Source organism: Microterricola viridarii (assembly GCF_001542775.1).
In the GTDB taxonomy this organism is placed as follows: domain Bacteria; phylum Actinomycetota; class Actinomycetes; order Actinomycetales; family Microbacteriaceae; genus Microterricola; species Microterricola viridarii_A.
In genome coordinates, this window is record NZ_CP014145.1 from 652,590 (window position 1) to 674,470 (window position 21,881).

Genomic DNA, 21,881 nt, shown 5'->3' on the forward strand with positions numbered 1-21,881 from the left:
GCCATCGCCGCGCCCGGCAGACCCACTCGTCGCCAACAAGAAGAAGGTGAAAGTCGTGGCTCAGACCACCGCACGACGCACGCCCACCGCCCCACCCGCGAGCCCACCGCCGCCCTCGCCCACCCCCTCGCCCGCTCGAACCGCCAGGATCAAGCACCTGCTTGCCGCGACGACGCTGAGCCTGCCGCTCATCCTGTTCGCCCTGGTCTTCGTGGCGTACCCGCTGATCTCTGGTGGCGCCACGGCGTTCCAGTCCAAGACCCTGCTGAACCCGGATGCCGCGTTCAACGGCATCGACAACTTCATCGCGTTGTTCAAGAACGAAGCCTTCGCGAAGGCCGCCGGCTTCACCGTGCTGTTCTCCGCCGTCGTGGTGTGCCTCGAGATGGTGCTGGGCTTCGGGCTCGCACTGCTGATGAATCGGGCCTTCCCGGGCAAGAAGCTCTTCTTCACGCTGATCCTGCTGCCGATCATGGTGGCACCCGCGCTTCTCGGCATCATGTTCCGCCTGCTCCTGAACGGAGACATCGGCGCGATCCCGGCCCTCCTCGACACCATGGGGATGAGCGTCTCGCTGTTCTCGCCCGACAGCGTCATCCCGCTGCTGATCGTCTTGGACGTGCTGCAGTGGACCCCGTTCACGTTCCTGATCATCTACGCGGGACTGCAATCGTTCCCGAAGGAACTGCTCGAAGCCTCAGCCATGGACGGGGCCGGATTCTTCCGCTCGCTCTGGCTGATCATCGTCCCGGTGCTGAAGCCCGTTCTGTTTGCGGCGTTCTTCCTTCGCGCCATCGACGCCCTCAGAACCTTCGACGTCATCTACGTGCTGACAGCGGGTGGGCCGGGAACGAGCACCACCACGCTGAGCATCTACATCTACAAGGCCGCGTTCGAGGCCGGTGATTTCGGGAAGGCCGCAGCGGCATCGCTCGTCGTGCTGATCTGCCTCCTGCCGTTCATCCCGGCAATCGTCAAACGGATCGCCTCGACCGAAAGTGCTGGCAAGAAATGAGCATCGCCACCCCCACGACGTCGGATCACGCCACCGACGCCACCAGACTCTTGCTGCGCGCCGAGACGCGCAGCTCCAAGCGGGCCGAACGGCGGGCCGAGCGCGACGCGATGCACGGCAAGCGCAGCCTGTGGCTGTACACGGCGGCCGTCGCCGCCATCGCCATCATCATCAACACCCCGCTGTTCAACGCGATCCTAGTCAGCTTCAAGCCTGACGGTGAGATCGCCAAGAACCCGCTCGCGCTGCCGACGAGCCCGACGCTCGACCACTACGCGAACGTTCTCTACGCCTCCGGCTACGACTTCCCGAGGTTCTTCATGAACTCGGCGATGATCTCGATCGGCACCGTGCTCCTCGTCCTCGCGATCGCGGTGCCCGGCACCTACGCGATCGTGCGGATGCGGTTCGGCGGCCGGTGGATCATCGACGGCGCGTCCGGGCTGCGCCTGCTACCAGCCATCTTCTTCGTCGTGCCGTTCTTCGTCATGTTCTCGAACATGGGCCTGTCCGACACGATTCTCGGCCTCATCGTCGCCAACACGTTCCTCAACCTGCCGCTCGCGATCATCCTGCTCGCCTCCGGGCTGCGCGACATCCCGCTCGAAATGGAGGAGGCGGCCTCGATTGATGGCGCAGGGGTGTTCCGCACCCTGTCCAGCATCGTGCTGCCGATGCTCGCCCCCACGATCGTCGCGGTCTCGGTGCTGGTCTTCATCTTCAGCTGGAACGACTACCTCTTCGCGCTCGTGCTCTCGACGTCGAACGCGACGCCGGTCACCCTCGGAGCCTCGAACTTCGTCACCAGCACGGGAATCCGCTGGGGCGACATCTCCGCCGCCTCCTTCCTCTCGACGCTCCCGCCGCTGCTGTTCGCGGTCTTCGCTCAGCGCTACCTGGTCAGCGGGCTGTCTGCCGGTGCGGTGAAAGGTTGATGGGCATGTCTCTCACTAGAGTGGGCGCCCATGGCGCATAAATACGAAACGGTCGCATCCGGAATCCGCGAGATCATCGACGCATCGCTCGTTGCCCATGACGCCCTCCCGTCGGAGCGCGAGCTGATGAGCCGCTATTCGGTGAGCCGGATGACGGTGCGTGCAGCCATCGCGAAGCTCGCGGACGAGGGGCTCGTCTACAACGTGCACGGCTCCGGCACGTACGTCGGGTCGAAAGACCTGTTCCTTAAGACGCCCAAGCTGACCTCGTTCACCGAGGACATGACCAGCCGCGGCTACGTCGCCTCCTCCCGGCCGCTCGCGCTGTCTCGGATCGATGCCGACGAGGAGATCGCCAGGCATCTGGGGGTCCCGGTCGACACGGAGTGCACCCACCTGCGGCGACTGCGTCTGGCCGACAACAACCCGATGGCGATCGAGGACGTCTACCTGCCCCGCACGGTGCTCGAGATTGAACACCTGCACCTCGACCAGTCGCTCTACGAGCAGCTCACCGAGGCCGGGCACGAGGTGTACCGGGCCGAGCAGGAGATTCAGGCCATCACGCTCAGCGAGGAGGACAGCCGGATTCTGGGCGTGCCGAGCGGTTCTGCCGCGCTCAGCGTCGAACGGGTCAGCTCCTCACGGCGCGGCCAGCTGATCGAGTTCGCCCGCACCATCTACCGCGCAGACCGGTACAGCTTCCATATCGCCGTCACACGAGACAACAACGAGAAATGATCCCAGAACACACACACGCAACACACGACGACGGTCTCGTCCTCAGCCTCGACATCGGCGGCACCAAGATCGCCGCGGGCCTAGTCACCGCGGCAGGCTCCGTGGTCGCGCGGGCCGAGACCGCCACACCGGCACGGGAGGGTGGGGAGCGCATCCTCGCCACCGCCGCGGCGCTGGGCACGGAGGTGCTCGGCTCACTCGGGTCCGCACGGCTGGTCGCTGTCAGCGTCGGCTCGGCTGGCGTGATCGAGGCGGATACCGGGCGAGTTCTCGCGGCGACCGGGCATCTGAGTGACTGGAAGGGCACCGAAATCTGTCGGGGCCTCGCAGCGTCGTTCACTGTGCCCATCCTGGCCTGCAACGACGTTCACGCGCACGCCGTCGGCGAAACATTTGTCGGGGCCGGCCGCGGCCATGGCACCGTGCTCGTCGGCGCGGTCGGCACCGGGATTGGTGGCGCCGTCGTCATCGACGGGGTTCCCCAGTTCGGCACCCACGGGGTGGCCGGGCACCTCGGCCACGTTCCCGTGCACGAGGCGGAGGGCGTGCTCTGCCCCTGCGGAAGGTACGGGCACGTCGAGGCCATCTCCTCCGGAACCGCGCTGCACGCGCTGTACCTGCGCAACGGGGGAGACCCGGCCGCGCGCGATACCCGCGACGTTGTCTCTCGGGCCGCCCACGACACGGTGGCATTCGACACCGTCGTGACCTCGGCCGGCGCGTTCGGCCGAGCCCTGGCCGGTGTCATCAACATGATCGATCCCGGCATCGTGGTTCTGGCGGGCGGAATGATCAACGCCGGTGCCTTGTGGTGGGACTCCATGCTCGCCGGGGCACGGGAGGGCACCATGCCGATCCTGAGCGACGTGCCCATCGTCCGGGCCCAGCTCGGCAATGATGCGGCGCTCATCGGCGCTGCAAAACGCGCTTTCGATGCACAGGGGGACCACGCATGATCGAGACATTCCACGGGGGCCTCATCGTCTCGTGCCAGGCATACCCTGGCGAACCGCTGCGTGACCCGCGTGCGATGGCCCAGATTGCGCAGTCCGCGGTCATTGGCGGCGCCGTCGGCATCCGTGCGCAGGGGCTGGACGACATCCGGATGATCCACGAGTCGGTCCCACTGCCGCAGATCGGCTTGTGGAAGGTGGGCTCGGGTGGCGTCTTCATCACACCGACGCTGGAGCACGCGCTCGCCGTCATCGCGGCGGGTGCCGAGATCGTCGCCATCGACGGCACCCGCAGGCCGCGCCCGGACGGGCTCAGCCTGGCCGAGACAATCGCCGCCATCCACGAGCAGACCGGCGCGCTCGTGATGGCGGATGCCGGCAGCTTCGACGATGGGATGGCCGCCCAAGACGCCGGGGCAGACATCGTCGGCACGACCCTCGCTGGCTATACCGGCGAGGCACCCAAGACCGTGGGCCCCGACTTTGAGTTGGTGCGGCGCCTTTCGGCGCGGCTCGATGTTCCCGTCTTCGCGGAGGGGCGCATCCACACGCCCGCGCAGGCCAAGGCCATGTTGGAGGCGGGTGCCTACTCGGTCGTTGTTGGCACGGCCATCACGCACCCGGCCACGATCACGTCGTGGTTCGCGGAGGCGCTGCGCGGCTAGGCCGCGCACACAACTGTGGCCCGGCGAATCCGCCGGGCCACAGTTGTCTGACGCAGGATGCCGCGAGGCTGGCTAGCTCCAGCCGCCGGCGCGCACCCACGCCTCGACGTCGGTCGCGGTGCGGGGGATGCCGATGGACAGGTTCTCTGCACCGTTCGCGGTGACCAGGATGTCGTCCTCGATGCGCACGCCGATGCCGCGGAACTCGGCCGGCACCGTCTCGTCGTCGCTCTGGAAGTACAGGCCGGGCTCGATCGTGAAGACCATGCCCTCCTCGATCACGCCGTCCAGGTACATCTCGCGGCGCGCCTGGGCGCAGTCGTGCACGTCGATGCCGAGGTGGTGGCTGGTGCCGTGCACCATGTAGCGGCGGTGGTACTGCTTGTCGGCCTCGAGCGACTCGGCGGCCGAGACGGGCAGCAGGCCCCACTCTGCGGTGCGCTCCGCGATCACGGCCATGGCGGCCGCGTGCACCTCGCGGAAGATGATGCCCGGCTTGACGATGGCCAGGGCGGCATCCGCGGCGTCCAGCACGGCCTCGTAGATCATCCGCTGCACCGGGCTGAAGGTGCCGTTGATCGGCAGGGTGCGGGTGACGTCGGCCGTGTACAGGCTGTCGACCTCGACACCGGCGTCGAGCAGCATCAGCTCGCCGGGGCGCACGGGGCCGTCGTTGCGGGTCCAGTGCAGGATGGTGGCGTGTGCGCCGGATGCCGCGATGGTGTCGTAGCCGAGGGCGTTGCCGTCCAGGCGGGCCCGGGTGTAGAACACGCCGTCGACGATGCGCTCACCGCGCGGGCTGGCCGAGATGCGCGGGAAGTCGGCGATGACGTCGTTGAAGCCGCGCTCGGTGGCATCGACGGCGAGGCGCATCTGTGCGATCTCATAGGGGTCCTTGACCAGGCGCATCTCGCTGAGCACCTCGTGCAGCTCCGCATCCGGCTCGTGCTCCGCACCGATCTCGAGGCTGAACGGGGAGTCCTGGGCGTTGTCGCGCAGCGCCTCCTCAGCGGCGAAGCGCAGCCGGGCGGAGTCGACGGCGTCGGTGACGGCCGGGTCGGACTCGCGCAGCATGAGGGTGCTGGAGTCGACGGCGCCGTACACGGCGGCCAGTTCGGCGATGCCGCGGGTGGGCAGGTCGAGGTCGGCGGCGACCTGGGCGAGCGAGGGGCGAGCACCGATCCAGAACTCACCGATCGCGGGGTTGTGGTAGAACTCCTCCGAGTCGCGCCCTGCGCGCTCGCGGAAGTACAGCGTTGCCTCGTGGCCGCTGCCGGCTGGCTCGAACACGAGCACGGCGTCGGGCTCGGACTCGGCGCCCCAGCCGGTCAGGTAGGCGAAGGCGCTGTGCGCGCGGAACGGGTAGTCCGTGTCGTTGGAACGCTGCTTCGGGCTGCCGGCCGGAACGATCAGGCGCTGGCCGGGGAAGCGGGCGGAGAGGGCGGCGCGGCGCGCGGCGGCGAAGCTCGCCTGCTCGCGCGGGGCGGGGAGGGTGTCCTCCCTGGCTGCCCAGCCGGTGGAGATGTAGGACTTGAATACATCGGAGTTCGGCGTGGTCGAGCGGCTCGCGTTCGGGTCGGCCGTGGTGCTGGCTGGGCGGGTTTCGGTCGTGGCGTCGGCGGTGTTGTCCATGCCCACCATTCTCGCACCGCGAGACGGGAAGTCCCTGTGCCCGCGCTCAACCGCCCGCAGGCAGATAGCGGGTGAGCAGTGGGCGGTGGTCGCTGCCGGACGCGTCGGCCTCGTCGAGCACGCGGAACGCGTCCACCCGCCAGTTCTTGGTGGCCAGCACATGGTCGATCGGGGCGCCCAGCAGGGGTGGCACGTTGCTCGGCCAGGTGCCGAGCGCCGCGCTGCCGGCCGAGAGGGCGGCATCCGAGCACCGCCCGAGGGCGCCGCCGTCGATGCCGCGCCCGGCCATGTGGTCGAGCGTGGCGTTGAAATCGCCGGCCATGATCACGTCGGGGGCGTCGCACTGGCCGGCCAGCCAGTCCAGGTCGCTCCGCCAGTCACTCATCGCGCCCTCGGTCGGGGCACCGGCGTGCACGGCGATGATCGTCGGTCCGACGCCGTTCACCGGCTTGGCGACGACGGTGGGGAGATGTTGGTGTTGCCGGGCGGCCCGCTGCCGGCGGCGGACGCGAGCGTGTACTCGCCGAGATCGGGGCTGATCAGCAGTGCGGTGGAGCGGGCCTTGTAGACGTCATTGAAGTTGAGGGTCCACACCCACATCGGCCGGCCGCCCTCCTTCATCGCGAGCGCGACCTCCGTGCCGAGCTCGTCGGTGGTCTCGGGCAGCGCCACGATGTCGGCGCCGCTGTCCAGCGCCAGCTTCACGATGGCGTCGACGCCCGGCTCCTCGCCCCGCGTGTTCCAGCTGAGCACCGTGATCGAGTCGTCGACGCCGTTCGTCACGAGGGACACGTCACCGTTGTTGACCCCGCGCAGGGCGAGCACGCCGCTGACGGCCACTCCGAAGACGAGCAGCAGCACGGCCAGGGTGCCGGTGAGCCGGCGGAGCGGGCGGATGATGCCGACGACGAGCAGCAGCAGGATCCCGAGGACGGATGCCAGCACGAGCGCGCCCCGGAACGAGACGACCTGCGCGATCAGCCACGTGTTCTGCAGTCCGAACAGCTGGGGCCAGGCGAGCACGAGCAGCCCGATGGCGGCGGCAAGCCCGATGAGGGCGCTGAGGAATCGGCTGAACATGGCTCACTCACCCTAAGCGACGGCGCCGACCGCATGCTGCCAGCGCGCGGGCCGAGCTGTGCCGGCGCTCCCCGGAACTAGCATGGGCAGATGAACTCTCGGCGTTTTCACGGCCCCATCGACTTGCACGCGCACTCGAGCGTGTCGGACGGCACCGAGGCGCCCGGCGAGCTCGTGCAGGCAGCCGCGGCCGCCGGCCTCGGCACCGTCGCGCTCACCGACCACGATTCGACCGCCGGCTGGGGCGATGCGGCATCCGCTGCTCGCGCGACGGGCCTGACGCTGATCCCCGGCATGGAGCTCTCCACCCGGGTGGAGTACTCCAGCGTGCACCTGCTGGCTTACCTGTTCGACCCGGCCGACCCTGCCCTGCTGGCAGAGACCACCCGCATCCGGCAGGCTCGGATGACCCGCGCGGAGGAGATCGTCGAGCACATCGGCCGCGACTACGCGCTGAGCTGGGATGACGTGTTGGCGCAGGCGGCGGATGGCGCCACCATCGGCCGACCGCACATCGCCGATGCGCTCGTCGCGAAGGGCTTCGAGCCGGATCGCTCGGCGGCGTTCGATGGCATCCTGCACTGGCGCAGCGGTTATGTGAAGCCGCACTACGCCCCGGACCCGGTCACCGGCGTGCGCCTGGTGTGCGCGGCCGGGGGAGTGCCCGTGCTCGCCCACCCGGGCACCCGCGGCGCCATGAACGTGGTGCCGGAGCCCGAGCTGAGACGCCTCGTCGACGCCGGCTTGTTCGGCCTGGAGATCGACCACCGCGAGAACCTGCCCGACGCGAAGGCGCGCCTGCACGTGCTCGCCGAGCGCTACGGCCTCGCCGTCACCGGCTCCAGTGACTACCACGGGGCGGGTAAGCCGAACCGGCTCGGCGAGAACACGACCGCGCCGGAGGTACTGGAGGCGCTGATCGCCCAGGCGACGGGCAGCGAGCCGGTCTACGGCGCCCAGGGGTAGCGCGCCCCGCTGCCCCTCCCGCTGCCCCTCCCCGCTACTCGACCAGCGGGTCGGGCACATCTGCACAACGCAGAAGTGGCCCATCACCGTATCGGTGTTGGGCCACTTCTGCGTTGCGAAGAGAGTGTTACTCGGCGCTGGGGGCGCTGCGACGCGAGCGGTTGCGGCTGCGACGACGCGGTGCGCTGTTGCCGTCGTGGTGCTCGTGTCCGCCGCCGTCGTGGGTGCCGGATGCCGGGTGGCCCGGTGCCTGGAACGGATCGGTGATGGTCGCCGTCACGATTGCCGTGGCCTCACCGGTCGAGGCGGTCGCAGCGGTCGAGGCGGCCGCCGCGGGGGCTGTTGATCCCTCGCCGCCGCGGGTGCGGGTGCGGCTGCGCGAACGGCTGGGGCGGGTTGCGCCATCGCCGACGGCTGCGCCCTCTGCGGCGGGGCGGGAGCCGGTGCGGCCATCGTCACGCCCGCCGTCACGTCCGCCTTCACGGCGGCCGCGGCCGGCATCCGCCGACTTCTCGCGCGGTTCGCGCTCCTTGATCGGCGTCGGCTTCAGGCGGCCCTTGGAACCGGCCGGGATGTTCAGGTCCTCGTAGAGGTGCGGCGAGGAGGAGTAGGTTTCCACCGGCTCCGGCTGGTTCATCTCGAGCGCCTTGTTGATGAGCGCCCACTTGTGCAGGTCGTCCCAGTCGACGAAGGTGACCGCGATACCGGTCTTGCCCGCGCGGCCGGTGCGGCCGGCACGGTGCAGGTAGGTGTCGTGGTCGTCGGGGACCGTGTGGTTGATGACGTGGGTGACATCGTTGACGTCGATGCCGCGAGCCGCGACATCCGTGGCGATGAGGATGTCCTTCTTGCCGGCCTTGAACGCGGCCATGGCGCGCTCGCGCTGGTCCTGGTTCAGGTCGCCGTGCACGGCGGCGGCGTTGAAGCCGCGGTCGTTCAGCTCCTCGACCAGCTTGGCCGCTGCACGCTTGGTGCGGGTGAAGACAACGGTCTTGCCGCGGCCCTCTGCCTGCAGGATGCGGGCGACGACCTCGTCCTTGTCGAGCGAGTGCGCCCGGTAGACGACGTGCTTGATGTTCGCCTGGGTGAGGCCCTCGTTGGGGTCGGTCGCCCGGATGTGGATCGGCTTCGACATGAAGCGGCGGGCCAGGGCCACAATCGGGCCGGGCATGGTCGCCGAGAACAGCATGGTGTGGCGGCCCTCTGGGGTGCGAGCGAAGAGCTTCTCGATGTCGGAGAGGAAGCCGAGGTCGAGCATCTTGTCGGCCTCGTCGAGCACCATCTCGCGCACGTTGCCGAGGTCGAGAAGACGCTGGCTGGCGAGGTCGAGCAGGCGGCCGGGGGTGCCGACGACGATCTGCGCGCCGGCCTTGATCTCTTCGATCTGGCCCTCGTAGGCCTTGCCGCCGTAGATGGCGACGATGTTGGTTGCCCGGTTGGAGGTGGCCAGCTCGAGGTCCTGCGCGACCTGCACGCAGAGCTCACGGGTGGGCACAACGATGAGTGCCTGCACGCCGGGCTCGGGGTTCAGGCCGAGGCGCTGGATCAGCGGGAGGCCGAAACCGAAGGTCTTGCCGGTGCCGGTCTTGGCCTGGCCGATGATGTCCTGGCCGGTGAGTGCCAGCGGGATCGTCTGCTCCTGAATCGGGAACGGCTCGATGATGCCCTTCGAAGCGAGGGCGTCGACCATGTCTTGTTCAATGGTCAAATCTGAAAATGTAGTCACGTGTTTTAGGCCTGTCGTACTGCGTTCACTGAGGATGCGCCCTTGTGTCATCAGGCGCACGGCCGCGGATCCATCGCCCGCGGGATGCCTCCAGCCTAGCGCGGCGTGTCTGGATGGTCGCTTGACGCCGCGCGGGCCGAATGCAATATCGGGCGGATGCCGCCGCTCACCCCTTCGCGTAGTCGGCGAAGCCCTGCCAGTCCAGGAACACGCAGGTCTCGTCGCCGACGATCCACGCGTCGTGACCGGGAGCCATGGTGGCGAAGTCGCCCGGGCCGTACTCCATCTCCTCGCCGTCATCCATCACCACCTTCATGTGGCCGGAGAGGAAGTAGCCGACGTGAGCGGCCTGGCAGCTGTCGGTCTGCACGATGGGCTTCACGTTCTGCGACCAGCGCCAGCCGGGCTCGAAGGTGGCGCGGCCCACGGCGCCGGTATCGGTGGTGACGAGTTGGAGCTGGCCGGCGTTCTCGGTGAACTGCCGCGTCTCGTCTGGCGTATCAAGACTCTTGCGAACGAGGCTTGACATGATGACCTCCTTGATTGTGTATCTGCAACACGCCGTGATCGGGCGTGGCCATGGCACTCGTCGGAGTTCGCGAAGGGCTCGGGAAACCTGGCGGTTCGGCGATGCGCAGCCGGTGGGGCGGGCGGGGCGCTGGCTCGGTGCCGGGGCAATCGCTGGCCGTGGGATCACCGGCCGTTGAACCGCTGGCCGGCGCATCGCCGACCGGGGAATCGCGGCGGGCACCCCGCCGCCAGCTAGACCCGAACACTCAGGGGAGGCAGCGTCCCTCCCGCTTCGGGGGCAGTCTACGCCCGGGTTTGGTCGCTGTCACCCGGTTGGCGGGCCGGCTGTCGGCACCCGTTTTCGCCCTGCCGGCCAGCCCCGCGCCAGCGCGCCGGCCCGGCGCACGCCCTAAGCTGATGTCGTGGTCTCATGGTTCGGGCGGAGCAAAATCCGCGTAGAGATCCCGCGGCTGAAACCCCGCGGGGCGTCTTCAGCGACGAAGGTTGACTTCGCCGAGTACACCCCAGAACTTCTGCCGTTCCTCGGTCAGGCCGCCGCCATGCACCTCGAGGTGGCCGAGAACCTGGCCCGCGCGCTTGCCGCGGCGCCCAGCGTCGAGGTGAAGCAGCAGATCAGTTATGTGGCCGCGCAGGTGCTCTCCACCCAGCACAAGCTGGTGGCCGAGATCCGCGGGCTGCACGCAGACCCCGACGAGCTGATGCGGCCCTTCGTCGACGCGCTGGTGCACTACCGCACCCTGGCCACCGGCACGGACTGGCGCGAGCTGCTGCTCACCTGCTACCTGAGCGCCGGCATGCTGGGCGACTTCTTCGAACAGCTGGCCCGCGGAATCGGCGGCGACGTCGGCAACCGGGTCGCCAGCCTGTTGGCGACGGATGCCGGGGCAGAACAGCTGCGCGAGCTGCTGCAACGCTCCATCAACGCAGAACCAACGCTCACCTCCGTCTTGGCCATGTGGGGCCGCCGTCTGGTCGGCGACACCCTCCTCGTCGCCCGCTCGGCCCTGGCCGACGCCGGCTCACCCGGAAGCGCGGCGCACCACGCCGCGGAGGCGAACATCGAGCCCGTCTTCACCGAGCTCATCGCCGCGCACACCCGCCGCATGGACGGGCTCGGCCTCACCGCCTGACCCGCCTTCGGCACAGTTGAGAGAGGTCGTCATGACCGCAGCATCCGTCTTCTCGAGCCGCCCCTGGCTGAGCTCCTACGCCGAGGGCGTCCCGGCCGACGTCGACGTGCCCAAGGAGAGCCTCGTCGACATGATCGACGCGGCGGTGCGCACCTACCGGGCATCCGTCGCCCTGGAGTTCTTCGGCGAGACCACGACGTACGCCGAGATGGGGGAGCAGATCTCCCGGATCGCCAACGCGCTGCGCAAGCTGGGCGTGCGTGCCGGCGACCGGGTCGCCCTGGTGCTGCCCAACTGCCCACAACACATCGTGGCGTTCTACGCGGTGCTCCGCCTCGGAGCGGTCGCCGTCGAGCACAACCCGCTCTACACCCCGAGCGAGCTGCGGCACCAGTTCGAGGACCACGGCGCGAGCGTGGCGATCGTCTGGGACAAGGTGCACGACACCGTCATCGACTTTCCGGAGGACATGGGGGTCAAGCACGTGGTCGCCGTCGACCTCACCCGGGCGATGCCGCTGCTGAAGCGGATCGCGCTGCGGCTGCCGATCAAGAAGGCCAGGGAGTCCCGGGCGGCGCTGACGGCGCAGCCGCGCGCCAAGAACGCGCTGCGCTGGGAGGACTTGCTCGAGACCCGCAAGCTGAAGAAGTCGTACCCGCGACCCATGCCGTCTGACACTGCCGTGCTGCAGTACACCAGCGGCACGACAGGCGCGCCGAAGGGTGCGATCCTCAGTCACGCGAACCTCCGCGTCAACGCGCTGCAGGGGGAGGCCTGGGTGCCGGGGCTCCGCCGGGGTGAAGAGGTCGTCTACGCCGTGCTGCCGATGTTCCACGCCTACGGTCTGACGCTCTGCCTCACCTTCGCGATGGGCATGGGCGCGCGGCTGGTGCTGTTCCCCAAGTTCGACGAAGGCCTGGTTCTGGATGCCGTGCGCTCCAGCCCGCCCACGTTCCTGCCCGCGGTGCCGCCGATCTATGAGCGGCTGTCGAAGGCTGCGGCCAAGCGCGGCGTGAGCCTGGGCAGCATCCGCTTCGCCATCTCCGGTGCCATGAACCTGCCGCTGTCCACTGTGGAGGCCTGGGAGAAGTCCACCGGCGGCCAGCTCGTCGAGGGCTACGGGATGACGGAAACCTCGCCGGTCGCGGCCGGCAACCCGTTCGGCCCCGCCCGACGGGCCGGCACCGTCGGGGTGCCGTTCCCCAGCACCCAGATTCGCGTCGTCGACCCGGACAACCCGCACATCGACCGGGGCGTGAACGAGGCGGGCGAGCTGCTGCTGCGTGGCCCGCAGGTGTTCTCCGGCTACTGGAACCGGCCCGAGGAGTCCCTGGCCGTGCTGCTGCCGGCGGCGGACGGCGGCGGCCCGTGGCTGCGCACCGGCGACATCGTCTCGGTCTCTGGCGACGGCTTCATCACCATCGTGGACCGGATGAAGGAGCTCATCATCACCGGCGGTTTCAACGTCGCCCCGAGCGAGGTGGAGGACGCCCTGATCTCGCACGAGTCGGTGGCGGATGCCGCGGTCGTCGGCCTGCCGGCAGCGAGCGGCGGCGAGATCGTCACCGCGGCCGTCGTGCTGGAGCGCGGTGCGACGCTCGACGTCGAGGCGCTGCGGGAGTACTGCCGCGGCCGGCTGAGCGCCTACAAGGTGCCCAAGCAGATCGTGGCCGTCGACGAGCTGCCGCGCTCCATGATCGGCAAGGTGCTGCGGCGCCAGGTGCGCGCCCAGCTCAGCGCGCCGCAGTAGCCCGGTCTCGCGCCCCGGCCCGTCGACTCGCCACAAAACGTACCAACGAACCGCTGTTGGTACGTTTTTTGGCGAGTCGATTGCGTTGCGAGGGGCGGATGCGCTCAAGCCGGCTCAGATCCCGCTCGTACTGCGTGGTGTTCGTGCGGTGGTGGTCGCCGTCGTCTGCTGAGGTCTCGGCTGCGCAGCCGCTCCACGATCATGCCCGCGGCGCGCGCGTCGTCAACGGAGAATTCGCGCCTTCCGAACTCGGGCGGCAGCGGAACGAGACGAGGCATGCCTCATGATGCCGCGAAGCGCCTGCCCCGCGCAGAAGTAATTCGCAGCCCCGGGCCGTGGCGTCGCCCGTGCGCGGCTGCGACAGCCCTAGGCGGCGGGCGTCTGGGAGATGCGCACCGTGTTGCCGGAGGGATCGCGGAACGCGCAGTCGCGCGGGCCCCACTGCTGGTCCATCGGCTCCTGCAGCACCTCGGCGCCGCTCGCGCGGACGGCCTCGAACATCGCGTCGACGTTGTCGGTGCGGAACACGAGCAGCGGCAGGACGCCCTTGGTGAGCAGCTCCTGCAGTGCGTCGCCGTCGGCCTGGGAGCGCCCGGCGTAAGGGGTGGAGAGCACGATGCCGAGGCCGGGCTGGGCCTGACTGCCGACGGTGACCCAGCGGTGCCCGCCTGAGCCGACATCGTTCTGCACGTCGAGGCCGAGCGCGCCGCTGTAGAAGGCGATCGACTCGTCGACGTCGGTGACCGTCACGTTGGTGAACTGAAGTGAGATTGTCATGCCCGTGACGTTACGCCGCGGCCACTCCGCGCGCTTCTTCGATCCTGCTCGATGTCTTCGCGCTGCGCGTGATCGTCGCCCTGTTGGTGTTGCTCGGCGTGCGCAGCGGGCGCGTGTGCGCCTTGGCGATGCAGGTCGGCATGGCCTGGACGGCACCGTGTTCGCGCTTGCGGTAGGCCGACGGGGTCTCGCCGGTGATCTCGGTGAACCGCGAGCTGAACGAGCCGAGCGAGGTGGCGCCGACGGCGAAGCAGGCGTCGGTGACGCTCGCCCCGTCGCGGAGCAGCGCCATGGCGCGCTCGATCCGCCGGGTCATCAGGTAGCCGTAAGGCGTCTCGCCGTAGGCCGCCCGGAAGCTGCGCGAGAAGTGCGCCGGCGACATCAGCGCCCGCGCCGCCATCGTCGGCACGTCCAGCGGCTTGGCGTAGTCCCGGTCGATCAGGTCACGGGCTCGCCGCAGCTGGGCGAGGTTCTCGATCTGCTGCGGGGTCATCATCGCCGGGCCTCAGGCTGTGGCGGTTCCGGCGCTCAGCGCGGCGAGCAGGCGCTCATCGGCTGCCTCCCGGCCGCGGCCGATCAGAAGGGCCGAGCCGTAGGAGACCGCCGCGGCGGCGAGGAGCGAGATCAGCCAGATCCAGCCGCTGTCCCATGCCATGCCGAGCCAGGTCAGGGCGACCCAGACGACCGCCGCCGCGGCCGTGCCGATGGCGGGAACGACGAGCACGCCGTACTCGGCACGCCGCGGCAACGTGTACCGGGCGATGGTGCCGAGGATCGCCCCACCGAGCGCCACGAAGAGCAGCTCCATGGTTAGCCCACGAATCCGATGCGCCGGCTCTCTTCGGTGCCGATCTCGATGTAGGCGAACGTCGTGGCGGGGACGATGTAGGTGTTGCCCTTGTCGTCGCCGAGCTTCAGGAATCCGACCTCTCCGGCGAGGACCGCGGAAACGGCGGCCTCGATCTCGGCGACCGGCTGAGACGTCTCGAAGTTGATCTCACGAGGAGAGTTCTGAATGCCAATGCGAATGTCCACCGGGTATGCCTTTCCTTGCCCTGATGCTAGAGCGTTCCTGCCAGAGTACGACAGATCGGGGTACGAGCGCGGCCCGTTCACTGTTGGCGCAACGACGGCAGCGCGGCGCCGGCGCCTGGCCGTGTCGGCGCGGCGCGCTAGCGTTGAGAGGTGGCCAGAACAGAGCAGAAAACGACGGCTGTCGCGCGTGCATTCGCTGCACGCACCAGCGCAGGGCACCCGATCGGCGCCGACGTGCTCGATGAGTCCCAGCGCGCCGTGCTGCAACTGCCCGTCGGGGCGACCGCTGCGGTGCTCGGAGCGCCGGGCAGCGGCAAGACGCTCACCCTGGTCGAGCTGGTCGCCGACCGGGTGCTGAACCAGGGCCTCGCCCCTGAACAGGTGCTGGTCTTAGCCCCCAATCGGCTCGCGGCGACGCGGCTGCGCGACCGCCTGGCGGTGCGCCTGGGCGTGCCGAGCGCCGGCCCGATCGCCCGCACGGCGAACTCTGTCGCGTTCCAGGTGGTGCGGGCGGCATCCGACCGCCCCGTCACCCTGCTCACCGGCGGCGAGCAAGACGCCATCATGAGCGAGCTGCTGCTCGGTGACATCATCGACCAGGCCGGCCCGGACTGGCCGCACCCGCTCGGCGAGGAGGTGCGCCAGATGCGCGGATTCCGCACCGAGCTGCGCGAGCTGAGCATGCGCTGCGCCGAGTACGGGGTGTCGATGCCGCGGCTGGCCGAGCTCGGCCGCGCCCACGACCACCCGGAGTGGGTGGCGGCCGCCGAGTTCCTCGACGGTTACGCAGACAACAAGGAGCAGGCCCGGCCCGGCCAGTACGACTCGGCGGAACTCTCGACCGAGGCCGCCGTCTACGTGGCGCGCGCAGAGGCCGGCGCCGCCGGGACGCTCACCCTCGGACCGTTGGCGGGGGTGCGCCTGATCGCCGTCGACGACGCGCAGGACGCCACGGCCTCCACGATCGCTCTGCTGCGCGCCTTCGCCGCCCGCGGTGTCGCCATCGTCGCCTTCGGTGACCCGGATGTCGCCAGCACAGCGTTCCGCGGAGCCCGCTCAGAGGTGCTCGGCCGGCTGGGGGAAGCGCTCGGCGTCACAACGTCTGAGCGGCTGGTGCTCTCCACCGTCTACCGGGGGCGCCCGGAGCTGCGGGCGCTGGTCGGCGTCGTCGTCGACCACATCGGCACGGCGCTGGCCGGGGTGCAGCGGCGCGCCGAACTGGCTGATTCCGCGCATTCAGACCCCGGTGCCGGGGGAGCGGGCGCGGCGACGGACAGGGACACAGACCCCGAGACCGAGACAGACCCAGCGAGCGGGGCGGGTGCGGGCCGTGCCGGCTACCGCGCCCTCGTCCGCATCGAGGCGAGCTCGCACGGCGCGGAGTGCGGTGAACTGGCCCGGTTGCTGCGCGAGCACCACCTGCTGCGCGGCATGCCCTGGTCGCGCATGGCGGTTGTCGTGCGCTCCGGTGCCGACATCGCCGGGCTGGAGCGCGGGCTCTCGCTCAGCGATGTGCCCACCCGCGCCGCCACGGCCAGGCGGGCGCTCCGCGACGACCCGGCCGCCGCCCAGCTGCTGGCCGCCGCCAGCCTCGCCGTCGGGGCCAGCGAGCTGACCGCCCCGGCCGCCGTGCAGCTGCTGACCGGCCCGCTCGGCCGGCTCGACGCCATCGCGCTGCGCCGGCTGCGGCTGAGCCTTCGCCAGGAGGAGCTGGCCGGCGACGGCAGCCGCACCAGCGACGAGCTGCTGGTCGAGGCCATGCGCGTGCCCGGTGGTTTCGCCACGATCGATTCCGGCCCGGCCGCGCGGGCCGGCCGCGCCGCGGCGAACCTGGCCGAGGCCACCCGCGTCGCCGCTGCTGGCGGGTCGATCGAGGAGGTGCTCTGGCAGCTCTGGCAGGGCGCTGGGCTCGGTACGGAGTGGGGCAAGCAGGCCAAGGGCACCGGCGTGCTTGCCGACGAGGCCAATCGCGCCCTCGACGGGGCCGTCGCCCTGTTCGCCGCCGCACAGCGCTTCGTCGAACGCACGCCGGAGCTGCCGCCCGGCCAGTTCATCGCCGACGTGCTGGCCAGTGACCTGCCGGAGGACTCCCTCGCGCCGCAGAGCGAGGGCGACGCCGTGCTGATCTGCACCCCGCCCGGCGTGGTCGGGCAGGACTTCGACGTCGTCGTGCTGGCCGGCCTGCAGGAGGGCGTCTGGCCGAACCTCAAACCGCGCGGCTCTCTGCTGCACCCTGAGCTGGTCGAGGAGCTCGCAAGCCTCGGGGCCGAACCGGCGGCGGCCGGCGCCACCGACGAGCGGGCCGCCGTACGCAGCGACGAGCTGCGCATGTTCGCGCTCGCCGCCTCCCGCGCGCACCGCCAACTCGTGCTCAGCTGCACCAGCAACGACGACGAGCAGCCGAGCACGTTCATGGGCTTCATCCCCGACCTGACACCCCTGCACCGCGGCCGCCCGCTGCACCTGCGCGGGCTGGTCGGCAGCCTGCGCCGGGAACTCGTCGAACGGGGAACGCCAGCTCTGGCATCCGCCCTCGCCCTGCTGGCCAGCGAAGAGGTGCCGGGCGCGCACCCGGAGAGCTGGTACGGCATGCGCGAGCCCTCCACGCTGGAACCACTGGTAGACCTGACCGAGGATGACGCCGTCGTGGCCGTGTCGCCCTCGCAGATCGAGAAGGCAGAGAAGTCGGCGCTGGCCTGGTTCGTCGACACCGTCGCCGCCAGCCCCGGCGGCCTCGCTGCCTCCATCGGCACGATCGTGCACGCCGTGATGGAGACGGCGAGCACCCGGCCGGATGCCGACCTCAGTGTCGAGGGGCTCTGGGCCGAGGCAGCGGAACGCTGGAAACAGCTGCGCTTCGACGCGCCCTGGCTGGCGGAGCGCGAGAAGCGGGGCGCGGAACGGCTGCTCGGCGGCCTGAGCGAGTACCTCGGTGACTTCGCCGACGACGGCAAGACCTTGCTGCAAGCCGAGGGCCGGTTCACCGTGGACTTCGAGCACGTCAGCCTGCACGGCAGCGTCGACCGGGTCGAGCGCTCCGCCGACGGCACGACCGTGATCGTCGACCTGAAGACAGGGTCGCGGATGCCGACGCAATCCGGCATGGCGGACCACCCGCAGCTGGCCGCCTACCAGCTCGGCATGGCCAGCGGGGCGATCCCCGTCGGGTCCGATGAGGGCGGCGAGGCCGCGATCGGCGGCGCGAAGCTCGTCTTCGTGGCATCCGGTGTGCGCGGCAAGAGTTACAGCGAGAGGACCCAGCAACCGATGGACGAGCAGGCACTCGAGGCATTCCGGCAGCGACTGGTCGCGGTGTCCCGCTCCATCTCCGGGGCACGTTTCACCGGGCCGACGCAGCTGGACTTCAACGACCCGCTGGCCCGCTGGGAGTACCGCATCCACCTGGTGCCGGCGGTGTCCGCATGAGCGAGACCACGGTCGAGAACCCGGTCGAGAACCCGGTCGAGACAGCGGTCGACACGAGCCTCCGCGCGGCTGGGGCCGGGATCGGTGCCGCCGCGCTGGCGCTGGCGCTGGAGCTGCCGCCGCCCACGCCCGAGCAGATCGCGGTGATCGAGGCGCCGCCGGGCGGCCAGGCCATCGTCGTCGCCGGCGCGGGCAGCGGCAAGACTGAGACCATGGCCAACCGAGTCGTCTGGCTGCTCGCCAACGGCCACGCCGCGGTGCCAGAGGTGCTCGGCCTCACCTTCACCCGCAAGGCAGCCGGCGAACTGGCCGTGCGCATCCGGGAACGGGTGGAGCAGCTCGTGCAGGCCGGCATCGCCGACGTGAAGATCGACATCTTCGAGACGGCATCCGTGTCGACCTACAACTCCTTCGCCAGCGCGATCTACCGCGAGAACGCGATGCTGATCGGCCGGGAACCGGATGCGGTCGTGCTCGGCGAGGCCTCCGCCTGGCAGCTGGCACGGCAGGTGGTCAGCGACACCGCCGACCCACGGCTGGTCGAGATCGACAAACGGCTCGACGCCGTCACCGGCGGCGTGCTCACCCTGAGCCGGTCGCTCGCCGAGAACGTCGTCGACGTGCGCGACGTGCACGCGATGGTGCGCGACTTCACCGACATGGCCGACCTGCCGATCGGCGGAACGGGGCGCAAGAAGACCCCGCACGCGAGCTTCACGAGCGCGCTGGAGGCGGTCGGTGGGCTGCCGCCCCTGCTCGACCTGGCCGAGCGCTTCCAGGCCGAGAAGCGCCGCCGCGGCTTCGTCGAGTTCTCCGACCAGGTCGCCCTCGCCCTCGAGGTGTGTGAGCGCAACCCGGCCGTCACCGCCGGCTACCGCGAGCGGTACAAGGCCGTGCTGCTCGACGAGTACCAAGACACCAGCGTGGTGCAGACCCGGCTGCTTGCCGCCCTCTTCGGCGGGCACGGCGTGATGGCCGTCGGCGACCCCGACCAGTCGATCTACGGATGGCGCGGCGCCAGCGCCGCCAACCTGGCCCGTTTCTCGCGCGACTTCCGCGGGTCAGGAGACGACGCCGCAGAGGCGGAGCGCTTCGAACTGTCCATCAGCTGGCGCAACCCGCGCGCGGTGCTGGCCGCGGCGAACGAGATCGTGCGACCGTTCACGATTCAGGAGGGCGAGGCGCAGCCGGGGGACACCCCACCGAAGAGCCCGCTCACTGCGCCCAGCTTCGCCTCCGACGGACTGCTCGACGTCAGCTTCACCGAGACCGTCGAAGACGAGGCAGCCGCGGTCGCGGAGTGGTTCGCCCAGCGGCTGGGCCAGGGCACGGGCAAGGCCGACGGCACAAAGCGCTCCGCGGCGATGCTCTGCCGCAGCCTCGGCAAGATCAGCGTGTTCACCGAGGCGCTGCGCGAGCGCGGCGTGCCGTTCCACGTGCTCGGCCTGGCCGGGCTGCTGGACCAGCCCGTCATCGTCGACCTCGTCTCGGCCCTGCGGGTTCTGCATGACCCCAGCCGCGGGTCGGAGCTGCTGCGCGTGCTCGCCGGGGCGCGCTGGAACATCGGACCGAAAGACCTGCACGCGCTCGGCAAACTGGCCGGGGAGCTCGCCCAGCGCGACCACAGCCTGGCCAAGCTCAGCGACGAGGTGCGCGCCCGCCTGCGGGGCAGCGTCGCCGACGACGAGGGCCGCTCGATCGTGGATGCCCTCGACTTCCTGGTCACCGCCCGCGAGGGCCACGGCCTAGTGCGCGGCTTCAGCGAGGTCGGGCTGGCACGGCTGAAGGAGGCCGGCGACCAGTTGATCGGGCTGCGCCGGCGGGCCGGGCTGGAACTGCTCGACCTCGTCACCCTGGTGCAGCAGGAGCTGCTGCTCGACATCGAGGTCGCTGCCAACGGCATCCGCCCGCTCGGTGGCGCCAGCTTGGAGGCGTTCGACGAACTGGTCAGCGGCTTCCTCGCCGCCAGCGAGCACAGCTCGCTCGGCGCCTTCCTCGGCTGGCTGGAGGAGGCGGAGCAGCGTGACCGGCTCGCCCCACGGCAGGAGGAGCCGGAGCCCGGCACCGTGCAGATCCTCACCATCCACGGCTCGAAGGGGCTGGAATGGGACGTCGTCGCCGTGCCGCGCATGGTCGTCGACGAGATGCCGGGCAAACCGCGCAGCACCCTGGGCTGGCTGGCGTTCGCCGAGCTGCCGTTCGAGTTCAAGGGTGATGCGGCCGAGCTGCCCGAGCTGGCCTGGCGCGGTGTGCACGACCAGACCCAGTTCGATGAGTCCGTCACCGACTTCAAGGAGCAGAACGCCGCCCACTTCGCCGCGGAGCAGCGCCGACTGGCCTACGTCGCCGTGACCCGCACCAAGAGTGAGTTGCTGCTGAGCGGATCTTGGTGGTGGGGCCAGAAGGGCGCGCGCGGGCCGAGCATGTTCCTGCGCGAGCTCGCCGTCGCCGGGCTGATCGACCCGGAGCTGCTGCCGGGCTCGCCGGAGGAGGCAGAGAACCCCCGCTCCGAGCACAGCGTGCCGCCCGAGTGGCCGCTGCACCCGCTCGGCGTGCGCGGCCAGGCCGTGCTGAACGCCGCTGCACTCACTCAGACGGCGGTCGACAGTGGGTCCGGTGCGCCGATCCCTGAGCGGCTGCGCGCCGAGATCGACGCCCTGCTCGAGGAACGACGTCGAAGGATGCAGGGGCGGGCGGCGCTCGCGCTGCCGACGCGCATCCCGGCCTCCCGTTTCAAGGACTTCATCGCCGACCCGGCGGCCGTCGCCGAGCAGCTGCGCCGCCCCATGCCGCAGCGGCCCTACCGGGCGACCCGGCTCGGCACGCTGTTCCACAGCTGGGTGGAGCAGCGCTCCAGCGCGGTTCCGAGCGGGGACACCCTCGACGCCGGGCTGTTCGAGCTGGAGGGCATCGACCTGGACAGCTTCGGCGACGATGCTGCCGGGGACTCTCTTTTCGAGTCCGAGCTGGTGGGCAGCGAGTTGGAGGGAACGGAGGCCGAGCAGTTCGCCCGGCTGCGCGCCACCTTCGAGGCGTCGCCGTGGGCCGGGCTCGCCCCGGAGGACGTCGAGGTCGAGATCCACCTGGTGCTGGACGCCCAGGTGTTCATCTGCAAACTCGACGCCGTCTACCGCACGGCGCAGGGGTACCAGATCGTCGACTGGAAGACCGGCAAGGCGCCGAAAAACGCGGCCGACCTGGCGCTCAAGCAGACCCAGCTTGCGCTCTACCGGCTGGCCTACTCACGCTGGAAGGGAGTACCGGTAGAGCAGATCGACGCTGTTTTCTACTTCGTCGCCGACGACGTCGTGATCGCGCCGGAGCATCTCGCCGGTGAGCACGAGCTGCTCGAGCTCTGGGCGGGCGTCACCGCGTAGCCCCGCCGCCGCTCACCCGCTGATTGAGCCTGTCGAAATCCCCGACGCGCCCGCGGCGCGCCTTCCCTGCCGGGAGCGGCTGCCCGTCTCCCGCTGATTGAGCCTGTCGAAATCCCCGACGCCCGCGGCACGGGCGATCCCG

The 21,881-nt window shown here is 70.1% G+C and carries 19 protein-coding genes; 10 read left to right on the plus strand and 9 right to left on the minus strand.

Annotation, left to right across the window (positions count from 1 at the left end; genetic code table 11):
* Positions 1-55 precede the first annotated feature (55 nt).
* Genes AWU67_RS02950 through AWU67_RS02970 form a run of 5 tightly spaced genes read left to right on the plus strand, consistent with a single transcriptional unit; the run spans position 56 to position 4,309 of the window.
* Positions 56-1,015, plus strand: coding sequence for a carbohydrate ABC transporter permease (locus AWU67_RS02950; protein ID WP_067226570.1), 960 nt, complete (start codon positions 56-58; stop codon positions 1,013-1,015).
* Positions 1,012-1,950, plus strand: a complete 939-nt coding sequence (locus tag AWU67_RS02955) for a carbohydrate ABC transporter permease (protein WP_067226572.1) — start codon at positions 1,012-1,014, stop codon at positions 1,948-1,950. The genes AWU67_RS02950 and AWU67_RS02955 overlap by 4 nt, the downstream gene beginning before the upstream one ends.
* Positions 1,951-1,980: 30 nt before the next feature.
* Positions 1,981-2,691 carry a GntR family transcriptional regulator gene (locus AWU67_RS02960; RefSeq protein WP_067226573.1) on the plus strand — a complete coding sequence of 237 codons (711 nt, stop codon included), beginning with the start codon at positions 1,981-1,983 and terminating at the stop codon, positions 2,689-2,691.
* A complete protein-coding gene (locus AWU67_RS02965) occupies positions 2,688-3,647 on the plus strand; it encodes an ROK family protein (RefSeq protein WP_067226576.1) in 960 nt (319 codons plus the stop codon). Before AWU67_RS02960 ends, AWU67_RS02965 begins: the two co-directional genes overlap by 4 nt.
* A complete protein-coding gene (locus AWU67_RS02970) occupies positions 3,644-4,309 on the plus strand; it encodes an N-acetylmannosamine-6-phosphate 2-epimerase (protein ID WP_067226578.1) in 666 nt (221 codons plus the stop codon). Before AWU67_RS02965 ends, AWU67_RS02970 begins: the two co-directional genes overlap by 4 nt.
* Before the next feature lie 72 nt (positions 4,310-4,381).
* On the opposite strand, the gene AWU67_RS02975 is transcribed toward AWU67_RS02970, so the two are convergent.
* From AWU67_RS02975 to AWU67_RS17635, 3 genes are read right to left on the minus strand one after another with little or no spacing between them, the layout of a single operon-like run.
* On the minus strand, positions 4,382-5,941 hold the full coding sequence (locus tag AWU67_RS02975; RefSeq protein WP_067226581.1) for an aminopeptidase P family protein: 1,560 nt from the start codon (positions 5,939-5,941) through the stop codon (positions 4,382-4,384).
* Positions 5,942-5,987: 46 nt separating this feature from the next.
* Positions 5,988-6,386 carry an endonuclease/exonuclease/phosphatase family protein gene (locus AWU67_RS17630; protein WP_234407335.1) on the minus strand — a complete coding sequence of 133 codons (399 nt, stop codon included), beginning with the start codon at positions 6,384-6,386 and terminating at the stop codon, positions 5,988-5,990.
* Positions 6,383-7,021 carry an endonuclease/exonuclease/phosphatase family protein gene (locus tag AWU67_RS17635; protein ID WP_234407336.1) on the minus strand — a complete coding sequence of 213 codons (639 nt, stop codon included), beginning with the start codon at positions 7,019-7,021 and terminating at the stop codon, positions 6,383-6,385. Before AWU67_RS17635 ends, AWU67_RS17630 begins: the two co-directional genes overlap by 4 nt.
* 90 nt (positions 7,022-7,111) lie before the next feature.
* On the opposite strand from AWU67_RS17635, the gene AWU67_RS02985 reads away from it, so the two are divergent.
* Entirely contained in the window at positions 7,112-7,987 is an 876-nt protein-coding gene (locus AWU67_RS02985; RefSeq protein ID WP_067226583.1) for a PHP domain-containing protein, read from the plus strand.
* A 127-nt stretch (positions 7,988-8,114) separates the two neighbouring features.
* Here AWU67_RS02985 and AWU67_RS02990 read toward each other — a convergent pair whose 3' ends face one another.
* Together AWU67_RS02990 and AWU67_RS02995 are read right to left on the minus strand one after the other, a co-directional pair.
* Positions 8,115-9,764 (minus strand): DEAD/DEAH box helicase, encoded by a 1,650-nt coding sequence (locus AWU67_RS02990; RefSeq protein ID WP_067231997.1) that lies wholly within the window; start codon positions 9,762-9,764, stop codon positions 8,115-8,117.
* 115 nt (positions 9,765-9,879) lie between these two features.
* Positions 9,880-10,242 (minus strand): cupin domain-containing protein, encoded by a 363-nt coding sequence (locus AWU67_RS02995; protein ID WP_067226586.1) that lies wholly within the window; start codon positions 10,240-10,242, stop codon positions 9,880-9,882.
* A gap of 403 nt (positions 10,243-10,645) precedes the next feature.
* Here AWU67_RS02995 and AWU67_RS03000 point away from each other — a divergent pair, with 403 nt between their 5' ends.
* On the plus strand, positions 10,646-11,374 hold the full coding sequence (locus AWU67_RS03000) for a ferritin-like fold-containing protein (RefSeq protein WP_067226588.1): 729 nt from the start codon (positions 10,646-10,648) through the stop codon (positions 11,372-11,374).
* A 31-nt stretch (positions 11,375-11,405) separates the two neighbouring features.
* Positions 11,406-13,124: a long-chain-fatty-acid--CoA ligase gene (locus tag AWU67_RS03005; RefSeq protein ID WP_067226591.1), complete on the plus strand. Its 1,719-nt coding sequence runs from the start codon at positions 11,406-11,408 to the stop codon at positions 13,122-13,124.
* A gap of 366 nt (positions 13,125-13,490) precedes the next feature.
* Here the strand turns inward: AWU67_RS03005 and AWU67_RS03010 are convergent, their stop codons facing one another.
* The 4 genes from AWU67_RS03010 to AWU67_RS03025 are packed head-to-tail and all read right to left on the minus strand — an operon-like array spanning position 13,491 to position 14,936.
* Positions 13,491-13,901 carry a VOC family protein gene (locus tag AWU67_RS03010; RefSeq protein ID WP_067226594.1) on the minus strand — a complete coding sequence of 137 codons (411 nt, stop codon included), beginning with the start codon at positions 13,899-13,901 and terminating at the stop codon, positions 13,491-13,493.
* Positions 13,902-13,911: 10 nt separating this feature from the next.
* Positions 13,912-14,394: a helix-turn-helix transcriptional regulator gene (locus AWU67_RS03015; protein ID WP_082717129.1), complete on the minus strand. Its 483-nt coding sequence runs from the start codon at positions 14,392-14,394 to the stop codon at positions 13,912-13,914.
* Between the two features lie 12 nt (positions 14,395-14,406).
* Positions 14,407-14,709 (minus strand): hypothetical protein, encoded by a 303-nt coding sequence (locus AWU67_RS03020; protein ID WP_067226597.1) that lies wholly within the window; start codon positions 14,707-14,709, stop codon positions 14,407-14,409.
* 2 nt (positions 14,710-14,711) lie between these two features.
* Positions 14,712-14,936, minus strand: coding sequence for a DUF3107 domain-containing protein (locus AWU67_RS03025; protein WP_067226600.1), 225 nt, complete (start codon positions 14,934-14,936; stop codon positions 14,712-14,714).
* A 150-nt stretch (positions 14,937-15,086) separates the two neighbouring features.
* Here AWU67_RS03025 and AWU67_RS03030 point away from each other — a divergent pair, with 150 nt between their 5' ends.
* Positions 15,087-18,362: a UrvD/REP family ATP-dependent DNA helicase gene (locus AWU67_RS03030; RefSeq protein ID WP_067226602.1), complete on the plus strand. Its 3,276-nt coding sequence runs from the start codon at positions 15,087-15,089 to the stop codon at positions 18,360-18,362.
* A complete protein-coding gene (locus tag AWU67_RS03035; protein ID WP_082716731.1) occupies positions 18,359-21,739 on the plus strand; it encodes an ATP-dependent DNA helicase in 3,381 nt (1,126 codons plus the stop codon). Before AWU67_RS03030 ends, AWU67_RS03035 begins: the two co-directional genes overlap by 4 nt.
* Positions 21,740-21,881: the final 142 nt, after the last annotated feature.